This is a genomic window from Sporolituus thermophilus DSM 23256, assembly GCF_900102435.1.
Classification (GTDB): domain Bacteria; phylum Bacillota; class Negativicutes; order Sporomusales; family Thermosinaceae; genus Thermosinus; species Thermosinus thermophilus.
Genome location: NZ_FNBU01000015.1, coordinates 36767 through 56257, shown reverse-complemented (window position 1 = coordinate 56257; position 19491 = coordinate 36767). Strand labels below are relative to the sequence as shown.

Sequence of the window (19491 nt, the reverse complement as noted above, 5' to 3'; positions counted from 1 at the left end):
TCCCGTAACGCTTAAATCGTTACTTACGGCAGGCCTGCTGCATATCATACACTAGATTGGCTAGGGGGGTACGGATATGCTTAAGCAAGGCTTGTCATCACTGTTTCGTGAATTGACAACTATAGATAACGTTCTCGGTGTTGGCCGTGGGCATAAATTAGTGCGGGGAGAAAGTACGGGAGAGCAATCAGTTATTATTCTTGTACGTAAAAAACTGCCACGCTGCGAATTGAGCCGTGAAGCTTTGTTGCCTCGAAAAATTGACGGACTGCCAACAGATGTAATTGAAGTAGGCGATATTCGGCTATTATCTGATCGAACACAGACAGTACGCCCTGCACAACCAGGAGTTAGCATCGGTCATTTCAAAGTATCGGCTGGAACATTTGGGGCCGTAGTTCGCGACCGAGACACAGGTGAACGATTAATTTTGTCCAATAACCATGTGCTTGCCAATGCAACTGATGGGTCAGACGGGCGGGCTGTGGTTGGCGACCCTATTGTTCAGCCAGGAATTTACGACGGCGGTACCCTACAAGATAATGTTATTGGACACTTGGTGCGGTTTGTACCCTTATTGAGGGAAACAATGGCACCACAATGCCCAATGGCCAAAATGTTTGAAACACTGCTTAACAAAATCATTGGCTTGTTGCAACCGCATTACCGAATCCAAGTATTGCGCGAAAGTGAAAAAACTAACGTTGTGGATTGCGCCGTTGCCAAGCCTGTTAACGACGTTATAATCCGGGATGAAATTTTTGAGTTTGGACAAATTGCCGGCGTAAAGGACGCAAAAGTTGGTATGGCTGTTAAGAAGAGTGGCAGAAGTACAGGTGTGACACATAGCTTGGTTTTGGCAACTGATGTTATCGTAAAAGTTGCTTTAGGCAATAGGGAATATGGTGTTTTCGCTGACCAAGTATTGGCCGGTCCTATGAGCATGCCGGGCGATAGTGGGGCGCTTGTTTTGACAGAGGACAACTATGCCGTTGGGCTGCTTTTTGCCGGTTCCGAACAAGTTACGATGTTCAATCGGATTACTAATGTTTTGGATGCTTTAAACATTATTTTTTAGTGTCTTTTTTTAAAGAAAAAACCAGGATACTCCCTGGTTTCTACTGCCAATCCTGTTCTTCCTGCATACTAGTGCGGATTTTAGGATCGCGGGTAAATACTCCCGTTTTTCCCATCCGCCGTTTATAGCCCAAGTGACGGCCTAATTTGCGGCTACCACTAGTCGTAGCGTAAGTACTATCGTCAGAAAGGTCAAAGGTTTCCCTGATGCTTTTTCGAGTACGTATCTCTTTATCGGCATCGGCAGTTCTTTTTACATTGTACCAGCCTCGCTCCTGCATTTCCGTAAATAAGGCGCGAGAAGTGTTGTGCGCGTCCTGTAAAAGCTGTTCAAAAGTTTTCTGTACATTACTGGTGGAGGATTCTAAAACGGCATGATTATAGAGCTGGGAAAGGTAATTTTCCGTAACCAATAAATCCAAGAGCATATCACGGTCAGAAAGGCGGTTCATGGTGTTCATGCTATAACTCTTTCGCATCGACGAAACACTTCCTTTCGAGCGGTTTTAGTCTTCAAATTTTATTGATAATGAGTAGCGTGGGTTTGTCCTAATAAACGTTTCATCCGGTCAGCACGCTGACGTTTATTTTTTGTAATGTCAAACATTAATTGTTTGAGTTCGGTGTCTTCGCATTGATCAGCATAGACGCTATACTTGACAAGACAAAGATTTTCTAATTCCATGGCGTCTTCCAGATACGACTTTTCTTTTATGCTTAAGGTTGCAGACATGATGACTACCTCCGTAAAGTTTTTATTTTATATGTAATATGTATCAAAAGAGGAAAAAGTATACATTTTCAATAGCAATAATCTTCAATATCATATCAAAATATCAAGGGATCAAGCGAAAAGGAGAAAAGGGGGTGTGGCTAACACACCTCCCTTATACATATACGTGTGATAATTTATGTTATGATTTGGAAGAGCTTTTGGATTTAGAAGAAAAACAGGAGCTCGATGTTAATTCTTGGGAAAACTCGCATGATTTATTGGCCATACTATCTTGACTAGATTTAAACAGTTTTATCGTTTTTGTTCTTCCTGTGAAGTTATAAACTTACGATCGTTGCTTACTTTGCTCACAGCAAGCTCTTCTGAGAATTCATATAAATGCTGGGTTGATTTTGATTTATAAGACGATTTGAGTGACAAGGGTTCACCTCCATTTGATCTTTTGATCAAATTTTTTATTGGTTACAAGTCCTGTTTTAGTATTTGACTTAGCGGCATTTTTATTCGTTAGAAATTTTCTGGCCTACAGCATGTAATTTGAGGCCTCTTCCACCGTTTACTTAACATAATAAATATTATCGGACGTAAAAAATCACAAAAAAATAGGCCTTAAAAGCCTATTTTTGGACAACCCTGCTTATCTCAAAATTTTTTGTTTTGAGTGGAATTTTAAGTTGCTGACCGGGATGAATTACTACGCCATTATCTAAATTATTCGTCTGCTTAATGGCTATGATTAAGTCGCGAATATCATCTTGATCGGTTACATATTTTGATGCAATTGACCATAAAGTATCACCATAATTAACGGTAATAAGCTGGTATGAATCAGACACCAAAAATGCATTTGTTTGTGCAAATGCACCACTTAAACCATACCAGGAAATAATTGCAACCAACATGGTAAATAAAAATAATTTTAAATAATACTTTAGCATTCAACCACCCCTCTAAACATATGTTCGTCTACAAATATTTTAACATAGTACATATGTTTGGTCAATAAACCTGATGCTTTTTTTCGAACTCATGTTTGCAATAGCGGGAAAATATTGTTATAATGAAAGAAATAGGAGTTTACAGGGGTTGAATAAAAAGTGACTAAGGAATTTTTATTAAGTAATCGGCAAAAGCAAATTTTAGCCTACATAAAAGAAACGTTACGCATAAAAGGATACCCTCCATCAGTTCGTGAAATTGGTGAAGCAGTTGGCTTGAGTTCAAGTTCTACCGTACACAGCCACCTTTCTAAATTGGAAGAATTAGGCTTTATTCGGCGCGACCCTACGAAACCCAGAGCTATTGAGGTGCTTGATGAAGCGCCATGGCGTCAAAAAGCCTTAACCCCTGTTCCTATGGTCGGACGGGTGACAGCGGGCCAACCTATTTTAGCGGTGGAAAACATTGAGGAAGTCTTTCCCCTACCAACAGAGTTTGTCGGTAATGATGATAATGTTTTTATGTTGGTTGTTAGAGGCGACAGCATGATTAACGCCGGTATCCTTGACGGCGATCTTGTGATTGTGCGCGAACAAAATACGGCCAGAAATGGGGACATAGTCGTTGCTTTACTAGATGGCGAAGAAGCCACGGTAAAACGGTTCTATAAAGAAAAAGACTATATTCGCTTACAACCCGAAAATAATTATATGGAACCTATTTACTCCCAGAATGTGACTATATTAGGAAAAGTAGTTGGGTTGTTTCGCCGTTTTTAATTAAATTTTAAACTAAGCATAGGAAGCATAGGTAAAAAGGGATGAGTATGTTTTACTCATCCCTTTTCACTACTCGGCCAGTAGGACGAAGTATATATTAAACTTTTTATACTCACTACCCAAGTTTAGTATGCTACCCAAGTTTAGTATGGTTGTAGTATTTTTTCGCTGGAATTTCGCCGGAATAAAGATACAAGTTTTGACACAAAGCCAGTAATACCTCTATTGGCCTCAGTATTTACCGGATTTACCGGCAAATGCAGTAAATTTGCTGCGATGGCGCGGACGTCTTTAGCTACTGCCGATTGAGGGTGGGAAAGGATAAGCGGATACTGTGCCTTGAGTGACTTACGGACAACACGGTCCTCGCAAACGCTTCCAAGATACTTGATTTCTTGATGTAAAAAATGATGACTAGCGGTGATCAGTTTATCTGCTACTTCCCTTGCCTCTTCTACCGTTTCCGCTCGATTAACGATAAGCATTTTTCGGGAAGAACATTGTAGCTTATGCATGATCTTGATAATGGCATATGCGTCAGTCAGAGCATGCGGCTCAGGCGTAGTCACAACAACTACTTCATCTGCTGCAAGTAAAAAATTCGAAACATCGCGGGAAATGCCAGCACCTGTATCCAAAAGAAGGATATCAGCTAATCCATCTAACTGATTAAAACTATGAATAAGCTTTATAAACCGACTCTCGCTCATTTGCGTTAATTCCTGGAGGCCCGAACCGCCAGGGATAACGGCAATATTACCAGGAGCAGGGATGGCAATATCGAGAAGACTTTTTTCCTCGGCAAGCACGGCAGTAATGTCCCATTGCGGCCGCAATCCTAAAAGAACATCCACGTTAGCAGTGCCAAGATCTACATCCATAATAAAAACTCGTTTCCCGTAAGAAGCCAACGCTATGGCTAGATTAATTGCCAAGGTAGTCTTCCCTACCCCACCCTTTCCGCTGGTAAGCGCAATAACCCTTGTCATTGCTCCTGAAGTCAAATGCCGATTATTGTAGCGGGCAATGGTTTGCGGACGAGTAATAATGTAACTTTTAACATCACCGAGGGCACGACTGAGTATTTCGGCATTAAATACATAGTCGCCTCCAGGGTTTGAGGCAATCACTTCTAGCCATGTCCCTACCGGCCAAAGGAGCATGCGTCCCTCGTCGTAAGGAATACTGATAGTCAAGGTATGCATAGACATTGCAAGAATGCGTGTCACATAGGTCGTACTCTGTGGAGATACCATTCTGATATAAAGCGGCTGACCGATTGCAAAAGTGATATTAGTGGACATCGCCATCCCACCTTGTGACAGGTTCTTACATAAAATTTGTCTTATGGCAAGGTGTTTTCCTTTTACGTATACAGCAGATGTATGCCTTGTCACTTGCTAGATTCTTTGGGAGAGGTTTTAATACCGACGCGGATTATCCGGTCAACAGGTTTATATTCATCGCTGGCGAGAAATTCACGGGCAATTTCCTGACCGTTGCTGAGCTTTATGCGGTAGGTAGTGATTTGGTATCCCTTTTGTCCTTCCGATTCCACAACTTCTTTGCCCAGTTCTAGGGTTGGATCTTGTTTTATTACGGTTTTCGGCTCAATTATTTGCTTGTCGGCAGCAATGATGCGAATTTCCGGACTATTAGGCAGCCGTTTGCCGAAGATGTTAACGGTTAGTTGATTGCCCGTTACCTCGGTCATAAGATAAATGTTATAGTCGGTGGTATTCCTAAATTTAAAATCCAGTTGATTGTCAGCTACGGTAGCATCTTGCCCGAGCGGGACATAGCCGGGTGGGCGAAAATGGGCGGTTCGCTCTTCAATCTCCAAGTCAGCCAGTAGTACGGCATTATACAAAGTACTGCTTACTTGGCACACTCCTCCACCCCAATCAGTGCTTAACCTACCATCGACAAAAACAGGCGCTTCACGGTAACCATGTTCTGCCAGTCGCGGTCCCACATGAGTGTTAAAAGAAAATACATCCCCAGGCCGTACCAGAACGCCATTAATGCTTTTTGCCGCTAATTGGACATTCTGTGTTCGATTTTCGTCGCGTGGGTCAAATTGGGTGGTATAGGCGGCTATAATGCCATCGATAGAAGCAAGGTCTTGCGCAAGGATAGGCGGAACCACCTTTTCTACCGATATTTCTGCCCTAACTGGCAAGGTTGTGTTCATTTTTCTTACGATATCAGCGACGGTTTGCGCGACATTTACCTTTACGCCAATGATCTCAGGAACAATAAAAACTCCGCCTTTGTATTGGGTAAGGTAGGCACTCTGAGCGTCCCGATTCATTTCTTTGGCGATTTTGATAACGACCGACTGTAATTTTTCGTGATTATAACTCATTGCTAGAGGCACCGAATAACTATGATAAATGGCAAGATAGCGTTCTCGCAGCTGTTGAAGTATTCCCCCTCTGCGACCGATTTGGTAAGCTTCCCTGGCAAGCGAAGCTGCATCTATCGAAAAATCTATTTGGTTAGCCGTAATTTCCCACTTATTATTCTCATAAAGCAATTCTATCAACGGATACTTTAAACGTTCGCCAAAGTGCGTACTTAACCGTCTCTCCGCTTCCTGGACAGTCAGTCCCCCAACAGGTATACCTTCAACCGTTACACCGTGGTAGATATTCTGCGTAACCATGAAAGCGGCATTGGTAGCACCAAAGCTTACTGCTGTAAACAAAAATATAATTAGCAAGAATAACATTAAATTGTTTTTTCTCTTTGTTGCTACAGGTTCCACAGCCTAACACCTTTCGCTATTTTAGGTCTGATAGATAATATAAAGCCCCCGCAAAAAGCGGGGACTTGCGGCTCTCACTGTACGCTCATGGATAGTTCAACGAATTTGCCAGCTAGTTTGGCCTTTTGTAAAACTTCTTCGGTAATCTCTCCGCCCTGATCGACGATAATCATGCCGTTATCGGTTTCAATGCGGCGACTGGCCTTTTTCCCTAGCAGAAACTTACGGTGTTTTTCGTCAAATTTCCGCGTAGAATCGTCGTCTGTTTCTTTTCCAGAATGTACCGCTACCGATGAAGACGGTGTAGTTTGTACTGTTAACCGTTCATTCACAACAGGTATCTCGTGTTTTTCCATCGTTTTTGCCGTTACTGCAGTAATGTTCACCGGTTGATCTTCATCTGTAATGATTAAAACGCTTTTACCAAAAGTGACGATACGTTGAGCCGGTACGCTGGCAATTGCCCCGTTACTTTCCGAAATTTCGCAGGCAGCAATTTTTCCGGTACCGTCAATAATAATCTCGCTAACCGTACCTTGAATGCGGCCAGCTTTGGTCACAACCTTCGTACCGATCACTTTTACGTTTTCGATTAGTAATTGTTCTAACTCAGGCGACTTAACTACCGACAGAATATTATCACTACTGTCAACAGTTATAGCATATTCACCAAGACCCGTGATGGCCCCGAACGGTAGTAATTTTGCGCCAAGATACCATTTTTCGTCGTCGACAATTAGTGCAGTAACCGTCCCACCACTGGCGTCGATAACCAAATCTTTAACGGTGCCTAACTCTTTACCTTCCAAAATACTTATTACAGGTAACCCAAGAATTTCTGCGCTTTTTTTCATGAAAAGACCTCCTGTCCAATTCAGATTATGTTAAGTCAACTTTCGCCATTCACGAAACTCAGCGTCAATTTCATCGAATACCGCTGCAGGAATTTCTCCATACGGGATAAATCCCAAACGGCGCTGTAACAAAACATTGCGAACAATTCGCAGGTATGCAATGGTATTGATAAAATCCTGTTGCACAGTGCTGTTAGACCTTAGCGCCGGTAAATTGCGTCCCTCGACAAATACCTTAATTGCTTCGTCATACTGTCCTTTATTTTTTAAAATGCTCCCAATCTCTACGACTATCAAAGGGCTAACCTCATTATCAGGATAGAGCTTTAGAGCCTGTTGGAAATATTTTAGAGCTAAACAAAGATTACCTGCTTCTTTTTGCTGAAAAGCATAATCCAGTAAATCATCCAGTGCATCTGACAGAGGTTGGTCACTTAAATCGGACCGTACGGAAGGAGGAGACACAGTAACCTCCTGACCGTTCAAAGTTGTTTGGATAATGGTATCTTGCTCTTCCGGCGTTCGGGCATTATCCTTCGGTAGCGGGCCCTCCGCGGTTTCTACGGTAGCTACCTTTTCGTCCATCAAGCCTTTTTCTACAGGTATTTCTGCAACAGGTGGGGATTGGTCATGATTATCGTAATAAGCAATAAAATAAGCAAACAAAACGGCAAACAGTGCCAAAACTACTAGCGTACCTAGCAATCCCGTAACACCTACAACAATACGCGGCAATACCAAACTAATGAATAGAGCGCAGGCAGCACAAAGAAAGAGTGGTTTCTTTCGCAGAGGAACGTTAAATATACGATTGGCAATTTTATAAACCAGAAATGTTGTCAAAAGTATTGTAAAAACGCTAATTAATATGTATTCCACAGAATCCCACCAGAAAAAATATACCATCTTTCATGTTACAGGCACTTTTATTCGACATGCTTAGCTATTTTCCTGTCGGCTATCGTTAAATTATCAGGTTTATGCTATTTTTTCATACCTGTTATCTCGGCTGCGGCTCCCATTACACCAAGAACGGCATGCTCGAATGTAAGTCCCCCCTGCAGATAAATGGCATATGGAGGACGTATTGGGCCGTCGGCGCTTAGTTCAATAGATGCCCCTTGAACAAACGTACCGGCAGCCATGATGACGGCGTCACTATAACCGGGTATAACGCTGGGCTCAGGTTGAAAATGGGCATTGACGGGGGAATATTTCTGTAATCCCCGGCAAAATGCGATCATTTTTTCTGGAGAGCCTAATTCAATGGCCTGTATGATATCGCTGCGCCGTTCTTCTGGCAGCGGTCTGGTCTTATAATTTAATAAAGAAAAGAAAGCCGCCGCGAAAATAGCTCCTTTCACCGCTTGGGCTACGATGTGCGGTGCCATAAAAAGCCCTTGATAAAGTAACCGGTTATCAACGAGTGAAGCACCTAGCTCACTTCCTATTCCTGGCGCGGTTAACCGAAAAGCGGCTAGTTCTACTAAGTCTGCTTTACCGGCGATATATCCCCCGCTCGGAGCAAATCCTCCTCCGGGGTTCTTGATTAACGAGCCAGCCATAATATCAGCGCCTACTGCAGTGGGTTCGGCTTTTTCCACAAACTCGCCGTAACAGTTATCAACAAAACAAATACAATCCTTCTTCAAGCTTTTAACACAGTCGCAAATCTTGCTGATATCGTCAATATTGAGGGGAGTACGTAAACTATATCCCCGTGAACGCTGGATCAGAACCATTTTTGTTTTAGGACGTATAGCCGCAGCAATAGCATTTAAGTCTGGTCCGCTCTCTCCCATAGGTACTTCCCGGTAATCTATCCCGAGCTCACGTAAAGAGCCTGGTGTTACCTGTGGGTACCCAATAACAGTGCGCATTGTGTCGTAAGGCGACCCGGTAACACTTACAAGTTCGTCGCCTGGCCGCAAAAGGCCAAATAACACAGTCGCTAATGCATGAGTTCCGGAGACAAACTGAATACGGAAAAGCGCTTTTTCAGCACCACATACATCCGCCCAAATTCGGTCCAGTTTATCACGCCCCGCATCGTCGTAACCATAACCAGTAGTGGAACGAAAATGAAAATCTGTCACTTGGTGTTTGCGAAAAACCGCCAGGATCCGGGCGGTATTTTCTTCAGCAATAGCATCAGCCATGGCGAAAAAGGGCTGCGCACGGCGCATGGCCTCAGTGCGAAGATCGTAAAGTTCTTTACTAAAGTGTGGCAAACTTGTTCACTCCTGTTTCATATAGGGTTCAAAACGCTTTCGAAATTGGTGAGGTAACTGTGCGTGGACAACAATATTTTCTGTTTTATAATCAATGCTGATAACAGAGCCAAGTTCATACAACTGATTGACGAGTCCGGTCTCGGAATAAGGTATAACCAAACATACATCTGTGGTAATATTTCTTAACTTATTTTGCACTTGCTCTAGTAGGCTATCAATTCCCAAGCCGGTTAGGGCTGATATGGCAACACTGTCAGGTTCGCGCACGAGACGAGCAATAATATTGGGGTTTTCAATTTTATCAATTTTATTAAAGACGGTGATGATATCCTTGGTATCTGCCTGAAGTTCCCGCAATACCTCAAAGACCGAACCCATTTGCTCCTCATACCGCGGATAGCTCGCATCGACAATATGCAGTAAAAGATCAGCATGCACCACTTCTTCCAAAGTTGCTCGAAATGCAGCAATTAGCTGATGCGGTAGCTTTTGGATAAACCCCACGGTATCGGTAAGTAATGCCTCTTGCCCGTTTGGCAGCTTGAACCGACGAGTTGTAGGATCAAGAGTGGCAAAAAGCTTATCCTCCGCCAGAACGCCTGCGTTGGTCAACGTATTTAGCAGTGTCGATTTCCCGGCATTCGTGTAACCTACTAGCGCTAGCGTAGGAAGATTGGCATTCTGTCGACGTTCACGATGCAAATTGCGATGTTTTTTTATTTGCTCAATCTCAGCCTCGATATCGGCAATTCTCTCGCGAATACGTCGCTTATCGACTTCGAGTTTCGTTTCGCCGGGGCCCCGTGTACCAATTCCACCACCTAGCCGCGACAATACCAAACCTTGTCCGCCCAAACGCGGCAGGTTATAGCGAAGTTGGGCCAGTTCAACTTGCAACTTTCCCTCACGTGTCCGCGCCCGTTGAGCAAAAATATCTAAAATTAATGCCGTGCGGTCAAGTACTTTTATACCCAAAGCCTGTTCTAGGTTACGTTGTTGGGCTGGCGACAGTTCGTCATCAAAAATGATTAGATTTATATCCTTGGACTGACGCAGGAGATTAATTTCGTGTACTTTCCCGCGGCCGATAAAAAATGCGGCATCCGGCCGCTCACGCCGCTGCGAGATTATATCTACTACCTGTGCGCCGGCCGTTTCCGCCAGTTGAGCAAGTTCTTTTAAAGAATCTGAAATATTCCAGCCAGTGCCCTTTTCGATACCTACGAGTAGGGCGCGCTCAGGTTTAATAGCTTCGCTCGCTTGTTTTCTGTGGACCAACTGATCTTCAATCTGTTTCAGCAAAAAGGAAAAATCCAGCAGAATAAAGTCCTCTAACCGTACCGGTCCAACAGTTTGGACAAGGAGTTCGTCATTCCGACAGCCGCTGATATAACCAAAACTTACTTGTTTTACGGCGCCACCTTCAACTCCCAAAGCAGCCATCAAATCAAAGCGCATTTCCCGTAACGACGCCAGATCGACATCACTTAACTGGCTATCACCGCTGGGATGGGTATGCAAACATCGAAGGCCGCTTAACCGGTTTAAAGCACGCCGCCCATTAGCCTGAGGAAGCCCTACGGTTGTCGCATCCCCAATGGCTACCCGAATAACTTGGCCGCGGCGATTAAGATAGAGAGCTATTTCCCGCTTCAATTCGCCCGATAGTTCAGCCAAAAGTTGAATAATCTCTCCTGTAGCAACCTGACCGGAAGGTACAACGAAATCGTACAGCTTTTCCAGCCGGGAAATAGTCGATTTTCTTAATCCAGCTATGTCTCCATGAATCTCAGCCATATTGCTCTCCTTGTCCAAACTATCCACCAAAATATAACTCTAGTATTTCATTTTACACTTGCCAGGCTTATAATAGCAAGAACTACTAATAAGAGTGACAAATATGGTGTTGCTTCAAGTACTGCGACCAAATTAGTAAACTTGAACTACAACCGAACCCTTACTTAAAATAATAGCGCCTGTTACATCACAGGCGCTATTATACAGAACAACCAAAAAATTAATCTATCCGGTTCATAGCACGTTTTGGGGTGAGTTTTTATCAACGACTGGCAAATCCCGACTGGCGACGATGTCAACGCCAAGGCCGAGGATGTTTTCGCAAACAATATCGCCTTCACAGACTGGTGCAGTTACAATTACCGTTGACAAGAACCGCGCGCAAGCGACAATCTTGTCCTTTGGCAGCGGTCCTTTCGAGACCACCGGCAGGAGTGGCAGCTGGCCACCGACCACCCGGACGGTCGTTGTCAGCATCCGTTTCGGCGCCGTTACTTCCTCCCGGGCGTACTGGTGGCCGCGTGGGCAGGTGAACCCGGTTACGGCGGTAATCTGCCCTCCTTCGAGTACGATTTCTCCCTCACAGCCTAGCGGACAAACAATGCAGCTGATGCGCCGCTTTATCTCACTCATTGCTTTTCACCACCCTGACGTCTCACTGACACGACGATTTGGCCATCAACATTGTGCAGCTTATCGGCGGGGATATCCACCACAACCATTTCGCTCGGTTTGGCAACAGGCAACCGGCGCTCCTGGATTATTCGGTCGCCTGCTTCTACTTGGATGGTGACGCGCTGCTCGGGCCGGGCAACGCGCATGAATAAGCGGACAGGATCATCTGAGCCGGAGTAGAGGCTAAGGCGCTGCGGTACAACCGACCGCATCCCGTCGCCGGTCAAGACGATGACCTTCCGAACGTAATCGCCCATATGACCCTGTGCGTACAGCGCCGCATATTTTCCTGCCGTTTCCCCCTCTTCCGACACAAAATCCACAAGGTCATGAACATGCACTACATTGCCTGCGGCGAAAAAACCGGGTAGCGAGGTCTGGCGGAACTGGTCCACTACCGGGCCGCCAGTGATGCTGTCGATTTCCACCCCGGCGGACCGCGACAGCTCGTTTTCCGGTATCAGGCCGACCGACAGGAGTACACAGTCGCACGCCAGTTCAAATTCCGTTTCCGCCAGCGGCAGCCGGTTTTCGTCTACCTTGGCAACGGTGACCCCGGTAACCCGTTCGCCGCCGTGAATAGCGGTGATAGTGTGGGACAAATACAGGGGGATGTGATAGTCCTCCAGGCACTGGACAATGTTGCGCGTTAAGCCGTTAGAATACGGCATGATCTCGATGACCGCCTGAACTTTTGCCCCTTCGAGCGTCATACGCCGGGCCATGATGAGGCCAATGTCACCCGATCCTAAAATGACGACCTTTTTTCCTGGCAAATATCCTTCCATATTGACCATCCGCTGGGCGGCTCCCGCCGTGAACACCCCTGCCGGCCGGCCGCCGGGAATGCGGATAGCGCCCCGGGTCCGTTCCCGGCAGCCCATGGCGAAAACAATCGCCTTGGTCCTGATCGCCAGCAGCCCCTCGCGGGGATTGACCGCCCAGACCGTTTTGTCCCGATCGACTTCCAACACCATTGTGTCAAGCAGTACGGCAATTCCCGGGTCGTTGGCCACCAGTTTCACATAACGGCTGGCATACCCCGGGCCGGTCAGTTCCTCACGGAAACGGTGGAGGCCAAAGCCGTTGTGGATGCACTGCTGCAATATGCCGCCAAGCTCCCGGTCCCGCTCGATGATGAGTACCTGTCTGGCGCCGTTTTGTCGCGCGCTGTATGCGGCGGCTAGTCCGGCCGGCCCCCCGCCGATTACCGCTACATCGTAACAAAGTTCAGCACTCCGTTTTGTCATGACAGTCCACCTCACAGCTTCTGGGGATTTTGTCGTAAAACAGGTAGGACCGGGCAGTGTCCTTGCGTACAGCTGTCACCGGAATACCAAGTTCCCGCGCTAGGATGGCGACAACACGCGGGCCGCAAAATCCGCCCTGGCACCGTCCCATCCCCGCCCGGGTGCGCCTTTTTACGCCGTCAACCGTCCTAGCGCCGCAGGGGGCGTGAATGGCAGCGACAATCTCTCCTTCCGTCACCGTCTCGCAGCGGCAGATAACCCTCCCATATAACGGATTTCTTGCTACAAGTTCCCGTTGTTGGTCCCTTGTCAGCTCATTAAACCTGACCCGCCGCGGCCTTATGGGGTTGAAGGAGGCCTTCGGCCTTAAGTTAAGCCCTTCCTCGCGCAGGATATCCACTACTTTCTCGGCAATGGCAGGCGCCGCCGTCAGCCCCGGCGACTGTATGCCCGCGGCGTGGACAAGCCCGCGCACCGTCGCCGACGGCCGGATGATAAAATCGCCGCCGTCTGCTACCGCCCGCAGCCCGGCAAACTGGGTGATTGCGGCATGCAGCGGCAAGTCAGGCACCAACTGCCGGGCGCCGTTGATAATTTCGGCAAGTCCTTGCGGCGTGGTGGATAGGTCGGCGCGGTCATCCACCTCCCGGGCATTAGGACCGATAAACAAATTGCCGTGCACGGTAGGGGCAACCAGTATGCCTTTTGACACTTTGCTCGGCGTCGGGAAAATAATACTGTTCACCCATTTTCCTACCGTCTTGTCGAACAAAATATATTCGCCCTTGCGCGCCCTGATGGAAAAACTTTCATCCCCCGCCGACCTGCTCAGGTCATCGGCTTGCACACCGGCGGCGTTGACGACGAACTGGGCGCTGATAAACCCCCGGCCGGTATGTACTCCCCTTATTTGGCCGCCCTCGGCTTCGATTTTATAGACCGGGCACTCAGTGATGACGCGTACGCCGTTCTGAACGGCATTTTCCGCCATCGCAATCGCCGCTCCAAAGGGGCAAATCACTCCCGCCGTCGGCGCCCACAACGCGCCCACGACGTCTTTAGTCAAATTAGGTTCGCGCGCCAGTACTGCCTCCTTGTCTAAAATGGCCAGGCCGGGAACGCCATTGGCACGGCCGCGGTCCAGCAGTTCGTGAATTGTTTGCATTCCTTCGGCATCGTGGGCTATCACCAGTGAGCCGGGCCATTTGATTTCCAGGTCCAGCTCCTCCTGCAGGCGACGGTATAAATCATTACCACGCACATTTAGCTTCGCCTTAAGCGTGCCCGGTTGCGCGTCAAAACCGGCATGTAAAATGCCGCTGTTGGCTTTGGAAGTTCCCATGGCGACATCGGGATGGCGCTCTACCAATACGGTATCAAGCTCAAACCTTGCCAACTCCCGCGCAATCGCCGCGCCGACAATCCCGCCGCCGATGATTACTACATCTGCTTTCATTCGTTCAGCCATAACTTCACTTCCTTCATTACTCCACCTTTACTGTTTGTAAGACATGAAGCTTAACATTTTGCTAAGGCTTTTTGTCGTGCCTAAAAACAGCCAAATTTTATATTGGATTTCTCAACATAGAGGGCTTGACTTTTTTATAGCTGGTCTTTCCAGGCAAACATTGTACATAGACCAACGCATTAAGCCAGATCGCAAAAAGGCAAGAGATGGTGCAATGGCACCTGCCGCTACAGGCGCTACTTGATGACCATCTCTTGTTCTCTCCAGTCCCAGATATTAAGTTTAATTTGCTATTTACGCCTTGCAGGCGGCATCGTCAGCTTCGCTCGTCGGCTTGAAATTCCAGGTAAACAGCAGGAACAACATTGCCAGCAAGCACGAGCCGATCAGAATGTAGAAACCGGCGTCCCATCCGAAGGCTTTCACGGCGTAACCGATGCCCGAGCTCGCGGCGACCGTCCCGAAGAGATAACCGAATAATCCGGTAAACCCGGCAGCCGTACCGGCGGCTTTTTTCGGTACCATGTCGAGGGCGCTGACGCCGATCAGCATGACCGGTCCGTAAATGAGGAAGCCGATAGCAGCCAGGGCGATAATGTCCACCAGCGGGTTGCCAGCCGGGTTTTTCCAGTAAACAAATACGGCGGCCAGCACTGCAATCATGTAAATAAAACTAACCGGCGAACGGCGCCCCCGGAAGTATTTGTCGCTCAGCCAGCCTGCCAGCAACGTTCCCGGTATTCCGGCATACTCGTAAATAAAATAACCCCAGCCGGCGTTCTTCACCGATAGCTGTTTCATGTGCATCAGGTAGGTCGGGGCCCAGTCCACCACGCCGTAACGCACGCAATATACGAAAGCATTAGCAATAGCAATCGTCCACACATATTTATTATTCAGTACATATTTAAATAAAATCTCTTTGACCGTCAATTCTTTTTCCGCGTCAATGCCTTTAGCAGCAACAGGATAGTCATTTTTGTACTCTTCAATGGGCGGCAAGCCTACTGACTGCGGTGTGTCCCGCAAAGTAGCGATAATAAAGAAACTGATGGCAATGGCAATGATAGCGGGTACATAGAACATGCCTTGCCAGCCGAAGGAGAACAGTGCCCAGATGCAGATAGGCGCGATAATGCCGCCGCCAATATTGTGGGCACAGTTCCAGATGGCCATCTTGGTGCCGCGCTCACTTACCGAGAACCAGTGCGTCATGGTACGGCCGCTGGGAGGCCAGCCCATCCCCTGGAACCAGCCATTGAGAAACATGAGGATAAACATGATTGTAACACTGGTTGTCAGCGGGAAGAACAAATTCACAACCCCGGACAAAAACAGGCCTGCCGCCATGAAATAGCGGGGGTTACTCCGGTCGGACCAGGTAGCCATGACAAACTTGCTCAGGCCGTACGCCAGGCCGAGGGCAGCGCGCACATTGCCGATATCGGCGGTAGTAAAACCTAAATTTTTGATAAGGTGCGGAGCCGCCATGGGAAAGTTACTTCTCGTCAAATAATAAGTGGCATAACCGATAAAAATGCTCATGAATACCTGCAAACGATACTTGGGATACAGTTTGGCCACTTTTTCGTCAGGCAGGCGCGGTATGTGAGGGGCCGGTTCAAAAAAACTGAACAACCCGCCTTTTTTCGCTTGTGCCGCCGTCGATATTGATGTAGCCTTAGTGGTTTCCGACATAAAATTTTCACCCTCTCTTTCTCCATTTCTCCACTTCATCTCCAATTATTGCCGTTAACGGAAAATTCTCATATCAGCAAAATGCTGATTTTGCAGTAAGAAAAAATGAGAAAACCCCGTAGGAAAAATTCCTACCGGGTTAATTTTGTTGTCAATAGCCCATGCTTTAAGGCATATTCCACCAACTGGCTTTTTTCCGTATATCCTAGCTTATTCATAATCCTGGTCTTGTGCGTATCCACCGTCTTAACGCTGATGCATAACATTTTCGCAATCTCGCTCAATGAATAGCCTCTAACCATATATTTAAGCACTTCCCGCTCCCGAAAGCTCAACAACGTGTAAGGATCATCGGCAGGGTGTGCGGCAGCGCCTGCCAATAGACTGCCCAGCAGTTCCTGAGTCTTGGCGGGGTTTAAGTACCGCCGGCCTTTAGCGACCGTCCGGATTGCCTGAAACAGCTCCGTATCGACGGCTTTCTTTTCCACATATCCTAACGCCCCAATCCGCATTGCTTCTTTCAAATACTGCTCGTCTTCATGCATCGTCAGCACCAGGATTTTTACCGGGCAGCCACGGCTCTTGAGCTCCCTGATGACTTCCAGCCCCCCCATGACAGGCATAGCCAAGTCAAGTATCAATACGTCAGCCGTTTCTCTTTCCAGCAAACGCAGCACTTGCTGCCCGTCAGCTGCCTCGCCCGCGACAGTAAAGTCCGGCTCATTATTGAGCAGCAGTTTCAGGCCAGCCCGAAGAACCGCATGGTCATCGGCCAGGATAATTTTTATTTTCGCCATATGATCAACCCCGCTCACTTAAGGACGTTAGACAAAATTTTCGGCAATACAACAATGACAACAGTACCGCAACCGTTTTCCGAATGAATGTCGAGGCTGCCGCCCAAAAGTTCGGCCCGTTCTTTCATGCCGTAAATGCCCAACCGGTTTTTTGGGCCGGCAGACTCAAGGCTCCCGTTAATCCCCAGGCCGTCGTCACGGACAATTAGCCTTACGGTTTGGTCGGCGGCGGACAAACAAACATAGACATTTGATGCCCTTGCATGTTTGGCAATATTTGTAAGGCTCTCCTGCAGTATGCGGTAAAGCGCCAGGGAGATTTCCGGATCCAACTCCAGCTGTTCCTCCGGAGCAGAAAAATGTACCTTCAACCCCTGTTGTCTGCTAAAAGTCTGGATATATTTTTGCATAGCCGCCGTGACCCCTAAATCGTCCAGTACCGGCGGCCTTAATTCTACAGCAATTTTTCGCAAGCCTTCCAGCGCGTTTACCGCTACGTCACGAGCCTCCTGCAAAAGCTCTTTTTGCTGCTGGTCGGTCAGCTTGGAAAGCAAGAGTTTCATATAAGCAAGCAGCGACGCCAGCAACTGTCCCGTCTCGTCATGGAGTTCCCTTGATATGCGCTTACGCTCATCCTCCTGAATGGTGAAAAGTTTTTTTATCAGAAAGGTGCGCATGGCTTCCTTATGCCTGAGCTCTTCCAGTAATAGATTATTTTCCTTCTCTTTCTCCTTGAGACCGGCGACCATTTGATTAAACGCGACTGCCAAAAGCCCCACTTCATCGCCTGTTTTCGCCTCTACCCGGGCGGAAAGATTGCCGCTCTGGATTTTAGCAACAGCTTCAGCCAGGCTGCGAATAGGCCGGATAATTACGGAAGTCAGCCATGTAGCCAAAAAAGTGGCAATAACGCACATCATTATAATACCAATAAAAAAGTTGCGGTTTGTTTTATTTAATAATTGCTGAGTGCTGTTTTCCGACATGCCAACGCGGACAAAACCGATGTCCCCGTTTTCAATGGGGACCATTACTTCCCGGATAGTACCTTCATTGGTGTCAAACTTAATTACCGCTAATGAACCGCCGCTATCCCTCAGCGTTGCCAGTCCTCGCGGCAGCCCGTCAGAAAATGTATGGGCCAGAATGCGGCCAGTATAATCGGTAATCAGGACATACCTTACGTCTTCCGTATTGTGTTGTGTTTTACTTATTCGTTCATAGAGAGCGTAGTGGTTGTCCAGCAAAATATCATTGGCGCTGAGAGCAGCGATATAATTAGCCACTTCCAGGCCACGCTTCTCCATTTGTTGTCCCAACAGATCAACGGTGGCCTGACGGATCACAATCCATACCAACAGCCCTACCAACAGCAGCATACCAACGATAATGCCGTTCACCTTATAGTAGATACTCAAGCGCCCCAGCCACCTCATGGCAACCCACCCGCTCGGTCATATAGTCGGCGCAGGGGTTCATAAAGTTCAGGCTGAGGCGGCACAAACCGGTCGATCAACAGGCCTTGGAGGGCTGTCCGCATTTGGGGGTCTTTATCCATGTCAAGAAAAACCATCCTAAGTTGTGCCTTCAGTTCGGGACTTAAGTTTTTGCGTATTACCACCGGCCCGGTCGGCGCCGGGCCGATGGTGGCAATAATCCGCACATTGGCGGCAATTTCGGGTTTCGTTGCGGCCACATAGTCATAAATCATGCTGTCGACGCTGGCGCCGTCAGCGAGATTGTTCGCCACTGCCCACACCGATTTGTCATGATTATAAGTATAAATATACCGGCTGAAAAATTTTTCCGGGACTTCCCGCCGCTGCCACAAGTAATCGACGATGCACATGTGACCGGAATAGCTAAGCGGGTCGGTAAAGGCAAAAACTTTTCCCCTAAGGTCGTCCAATTTTTCCACGGGGCTGGTTTTCGGCACAATTACATACGCCAGATATAAAGTAGTACCCTGATATTCAGCCATGGCCAGAATTTCCGTCTCGGCCATACCGCGGTAAGCACTGTAAGCGCCAGTGGAGGAAAACGCTACATCCGCTTCGCCGTTAGCAAGAAGCATATTCAGTTCTTCATAGGTCGTACGCTGAACAAGGACAGCGGGGAACCCCAGCCGCCCCGAAATATATTGGGCAATTCTGCGGTAGTGACTAATAGTCTCCTTCGGCGACAGCACGGAAGCCAGGGCAATGCGCAACGGCTTCGGGGAAGCTTCAACAGGGTTATAGGCAGCGTGAGTTTCTTTTTGACGAAAATCAATATATGGCCTTGCATTTTGTTGGCAGCCGCTGATAAGCACACACAAAAAAACGATAAGCAGACAAACGGCACAGCGTATATTCACTATAATCACCCGTTAACCAGTATGTCCCACCTCAACATTATCTTTCTATGTTGCTTCCGTT

Annotated in this window: 18 protein-coding genes; 2 read left to right on the top strand and 16 right to left on the bottom strand. The window is 47.4% G+C overall.

Translation table 11 applies throughout. The annotated features are described in order from the left end of the window. Positions 1-76: 76 nt before the first annotated feature. On the top strand, positions 77-1078 hold the full coding sequence (locus tag BLQ99_RS09825; RefSeq protein ID WP_093690512.1) for a chymotrypsin family serine protease: 1002 nt from the start codon (positions 77-79) through the stop codon (positions 1076-1078). Between the two features lie 40 nt (positions 1079-1118). On the opposite strand, the gene BLQ99_RS09820 is transcribed toward BLQ99_RS09825, so the two are convergent. From BLQ99_RS09820 to BLQ99_RS09810, 3 genes are all read right to left on the bottom strand, one after another. Beyond that, entirely contained in the window at positions 1119-1538 is a 420-nt protein-coding gene (locus tag BLQ99_RS09820) for a spore coat protein (RefSeq protein WP_171904647.1), read from the bottom strand. A gap of 59 nt (positions 1539-1597) precedes the next feature. Next, entirely contained in the window at positions 1598-1810 is a 213-nt protein-coding gene (locus BLQ99_RS09815; RefSeq protein WP_093690508.1) for a hypothetical protein, read from the bottom strand. Positions 1811-2430: 620 nt separating this feature from the next. Further along, complete coding sequence (locus tag BLQ99_RS09810) at positions 2431-2751, bottom strand: LysM peptidoglycan-binding domain-containing protein (RefSeq protein ID WP_093690506.1); 321 nt, start codon at positions 2749-2751, stop codon at positions 2431-2433. A gap of 159 nt (positions 2752-2910) precedes the next feature. On the opposite strand from BLQ99_RS09810, the gene lexA reads away from it, so the two are divergent. Further along, entirely contained in the window at positions 2911-3531 is a 621-nt protein-coding gene (gene lexA / locus BLQ99_RS09805; RefSeq protein ID WP_093690504.1) for a transcriptional repressor LexA, read from the top strand. Positions 3532-3674: 143 nt separating this feature from the next. Here lexA and BLQ99_RS09800 read toward each other — a convergent pair whose 3' ends face one another. The 13 genes from BLQ99_RS09800 to BLQ99_RS09740 all read right to left on the bottom strand — a co-directional run bounded on the left by BLQ99_RS09800 (position 3675) and on the right by BLQ99_RS09740 (position 19430). Further along, complete coding sequence (locus BLQ99_RS09800; RefSeq protein WP_171904646.1) at positions 3675-4835, bottom strand: AAA family ATPase; 1161 nt, start codon at positions 4833-4835, stop codon at positions 3675-3677. A gap of 89 nt (positions 4836-4924) precedes the next feature. After that, on the bottom strand, positions 4925-6301 hold the full coding sequence (locus tag BLQ99_RS09795; RefSeq protein ID WP_093690500.1) for a VanW family protein: 1377 nt from the start codon (positions 6299-6301) through the stop codon (positions 4925-4927). Between the two features lie 74 nt (positions 6302-6375). Further along, a complete protein-coding gene (locus BLQ99_RS09790) occupies positions 6376-7155 on the bottom strand; it encodes a PRC-barrel domain-containing protein (protein WP_093690498.1) in 780 nt (259 codons plus the stop codon). Positions 7156-7185: 30 nt separating this feature from the next. Next, positions 7186-8034 (bottom strand): tetratricopeptide repeat protein, encoded by an 849-nt coding sequence (locus BLQ99_RS09785; protein WP_093690496.1) that lies wholly within the window; start codon positions 8032-8034, stop codon positions 7186-7188. Positions 8035-8138: 104 nt separating this feature from the next. Further along, positions 8139-9386, bottom strand: a complete 1248-nt coding sequence (locus tag BLQ99_RS09780; protein WP_093690494.1) for a methionine gamma-lyase family protein — start codon at positions 9384-9386, stop codon at positions 8139-8141. A 6-nt stretch (positions 9387-9392) separates the two neighbouring features. Beyond that, entirely contained in the window at positions 9393-11186 is a 1794-nt protein-coding gene (hflX, locus tag BLQ99_RS09775; RefSeq protein WP_093690492.1) for a GTPase HflX, read from the bottom strand. Positions 11187-11420: 234 nt separating this feature from the next. Beyond that, a complete protein-coding gene (locus BLQ99_RS09770) occupies positions 11421-11819 on the bottom strand; it encodes a DUF1667 domain-containing protein (RefSeq protein ID WP_093690490.1) in 399 nt (132 codons plus the stop codon). Beyond that, positions 11816-13111 carry an NAD(P)/FAD-dependent oxidoreductase gene (locus BLQ99_RS09765; RefSeq protein ID WP_093690488.1) on the bottom strand — a complete coding sequence of 432 codons (1296 nt, stop codon included), beginning with the start codon at positions 13109-13111 and terminating at the stop codon, positions 11816-11818. Before BLQ99_RS09765 ends, BLQ99_RS09770 begins: the two co-directional genes overlap by 4 nt. Next, positions 13092-14579 (bottom strand): NAD(P)/FAD-dependent oxidoreductase, encoded by a 1488-nt coding sequence (locus BLQ99_RS09760; RefSeq protein WP_093690486.1) that lies wholly within the window; start codon positions 14577-14579, stop codon positions 13092-13094. The genes BLQ99_RS09765 and BLQ99_RS09760 overlap by 20 nt, the downstream gene beginning before the upstream one ends. A 294-nt stretch (positions 14580-14873) precedes the next feature. Continuing rightward, positions 14874-16277 carry a glycerol-3-phosphate transporter gene (glpT, locus tag BLQ99_RS09755; RefSeq protein ID WP_216093658.1) on the bottom strand — a complete coding sequence of 468 codons (1404 nt, stop codon included), beginning with the start codon at positions 16275-16277 and terminating at the stop codon, positions 14874-14876. A 131-nt stretch (positions 16278-16408) separates the two neighbouring features. Continuing rightward, positions 16409-17074: a response regulator gene (locus BLQ99_RS09750; RefSeq protein ID WP_093690485.1), complete on the bottom strand. Its 666-nt coding sequence runs from the start codon at positions 17072-17074 to the stop codon at positions 16409-16411. A gap of 14 nt (positions 17075-17088) precedes the next feature. Continuing rightward, positions 17089-18510 (bottom strand): HAMP domain-containing sensor histidine kinase, encoded by a 1422-nt coding sequence (locus tag BLQ99_RS09745; protein WP_093690484.1) that lies wholly within the window; start codon positions 18508-18510, stop codon positions 17089-17091. Next, entirely contained in the window at positions 18507-19430 is a 924-nt protein-coding gene (locus BLQ99_RS09740; RefSeq protein ID WP_093690483.1) for a substrate-binding domain-containing protein, read from the bottom strand. Before BLQ99_RS09740 ends, BLQ99_RS09745 begins: the two co-directional genes overlap by 4 nt. Positions 19431-19491: the final 61 nt, after the last annotated feature.

Excerpts from the sequence above, each read along its gene's own strand:
- BLQ99_RS09790 (WP_093690498.1), bottom strand. The coding sequence starts at position 7,155 with ATGAAAAAAAGCGCAGAAATTCTTGGGTTACCTGTAATAAGTATTTTG.
- BLQ99_RS09745 (WP_093690484.1), bottom strand. The coding sequence starts at position 18,510 with ATGAGGTGGCTGGGGCGCTTGAGTATCTACTATAAGGTGAACGGCATT.
- BLQ99_RS09810 (WP_093690506.1), bottom strand. The coding sequence starts at position 2,751 with ATGCTAAAGTATTATTTAAAATTATTTTTATTTACCATGTTGGTTGCA.
- BLQ99_RS09750 (WP_093690485.1), bottom strand. The coding sequence starts at position 17,074 with ATGGCGAAAATAAAAATTATCCTGGCCGATGACCATGCGGTTCTTCGG.
- BLQ99_RS09825 (WP_093690512.1), top strand. The coding sequence starts at position 77 with ATGCTTAAGCAAGGCTTGTCATCACTGTTTCGTGAATTGACAACTATA.
- BLQ99_RS09760 (WP_093690486.1), bottom strand. The coding sequence starts at position 14,579 with ATGGCTGAACGAATGAAAGCAGATGTAGTAATCATCGGCGGCGGGATT.
- BLQ99_RS09820 (WP_171904647.1), bottom strand. The coding sequence starts at position 1,538 with ATGAACACCATGAACCGCCTTTCTGACCGTGATATGCTCTTGGATTTA.
- BLQ99_RS09770 (WP_093690490.1), bottom strand. The coding sequence starts at position 11,819 with ATGAGTGAGATAAAGCGGCGCATCAGCTGCATTGTTTGTCCGCTAGGC.
- glpT (WP_216093658.1), bottom strand. The coding sequence starts at position 16,277 with ATGTCGGAAACCACTAAGGCTACATCAATATCGACGGCGGCACAAGCG.
- BLQ99_RS09800 (WP_171904646.1), bottom strand. The coding sequence starts at position 4,835 with ATGTCCACTAATATCACTTTTGCAATCGGTCAGCCGCTTTATATCAGA.
- hflX (WP_093690492.1), bottom strand. The coding sequence starts at position 11,186 with ATGGCTGAGATTCATGGAGACATAGCTGGATTAAGAAAATCGACTATT.
- BLQ99_RS09815 (WP_093690508.1), bottom strand. The coding sequence starts at position 1,810 with ATGTCTGCAACCTTAAGCATAAAAGAAAAGTCGTATCTGGAAGACGCC.
- BLQ99_RS09765 (WP_093690488.1), bottom strand. The coding sequence starts at position 13,111 with ATGACAAAACGGAGTGCTGAACTTTGTTACGATGTAGCGGTAATCGGC.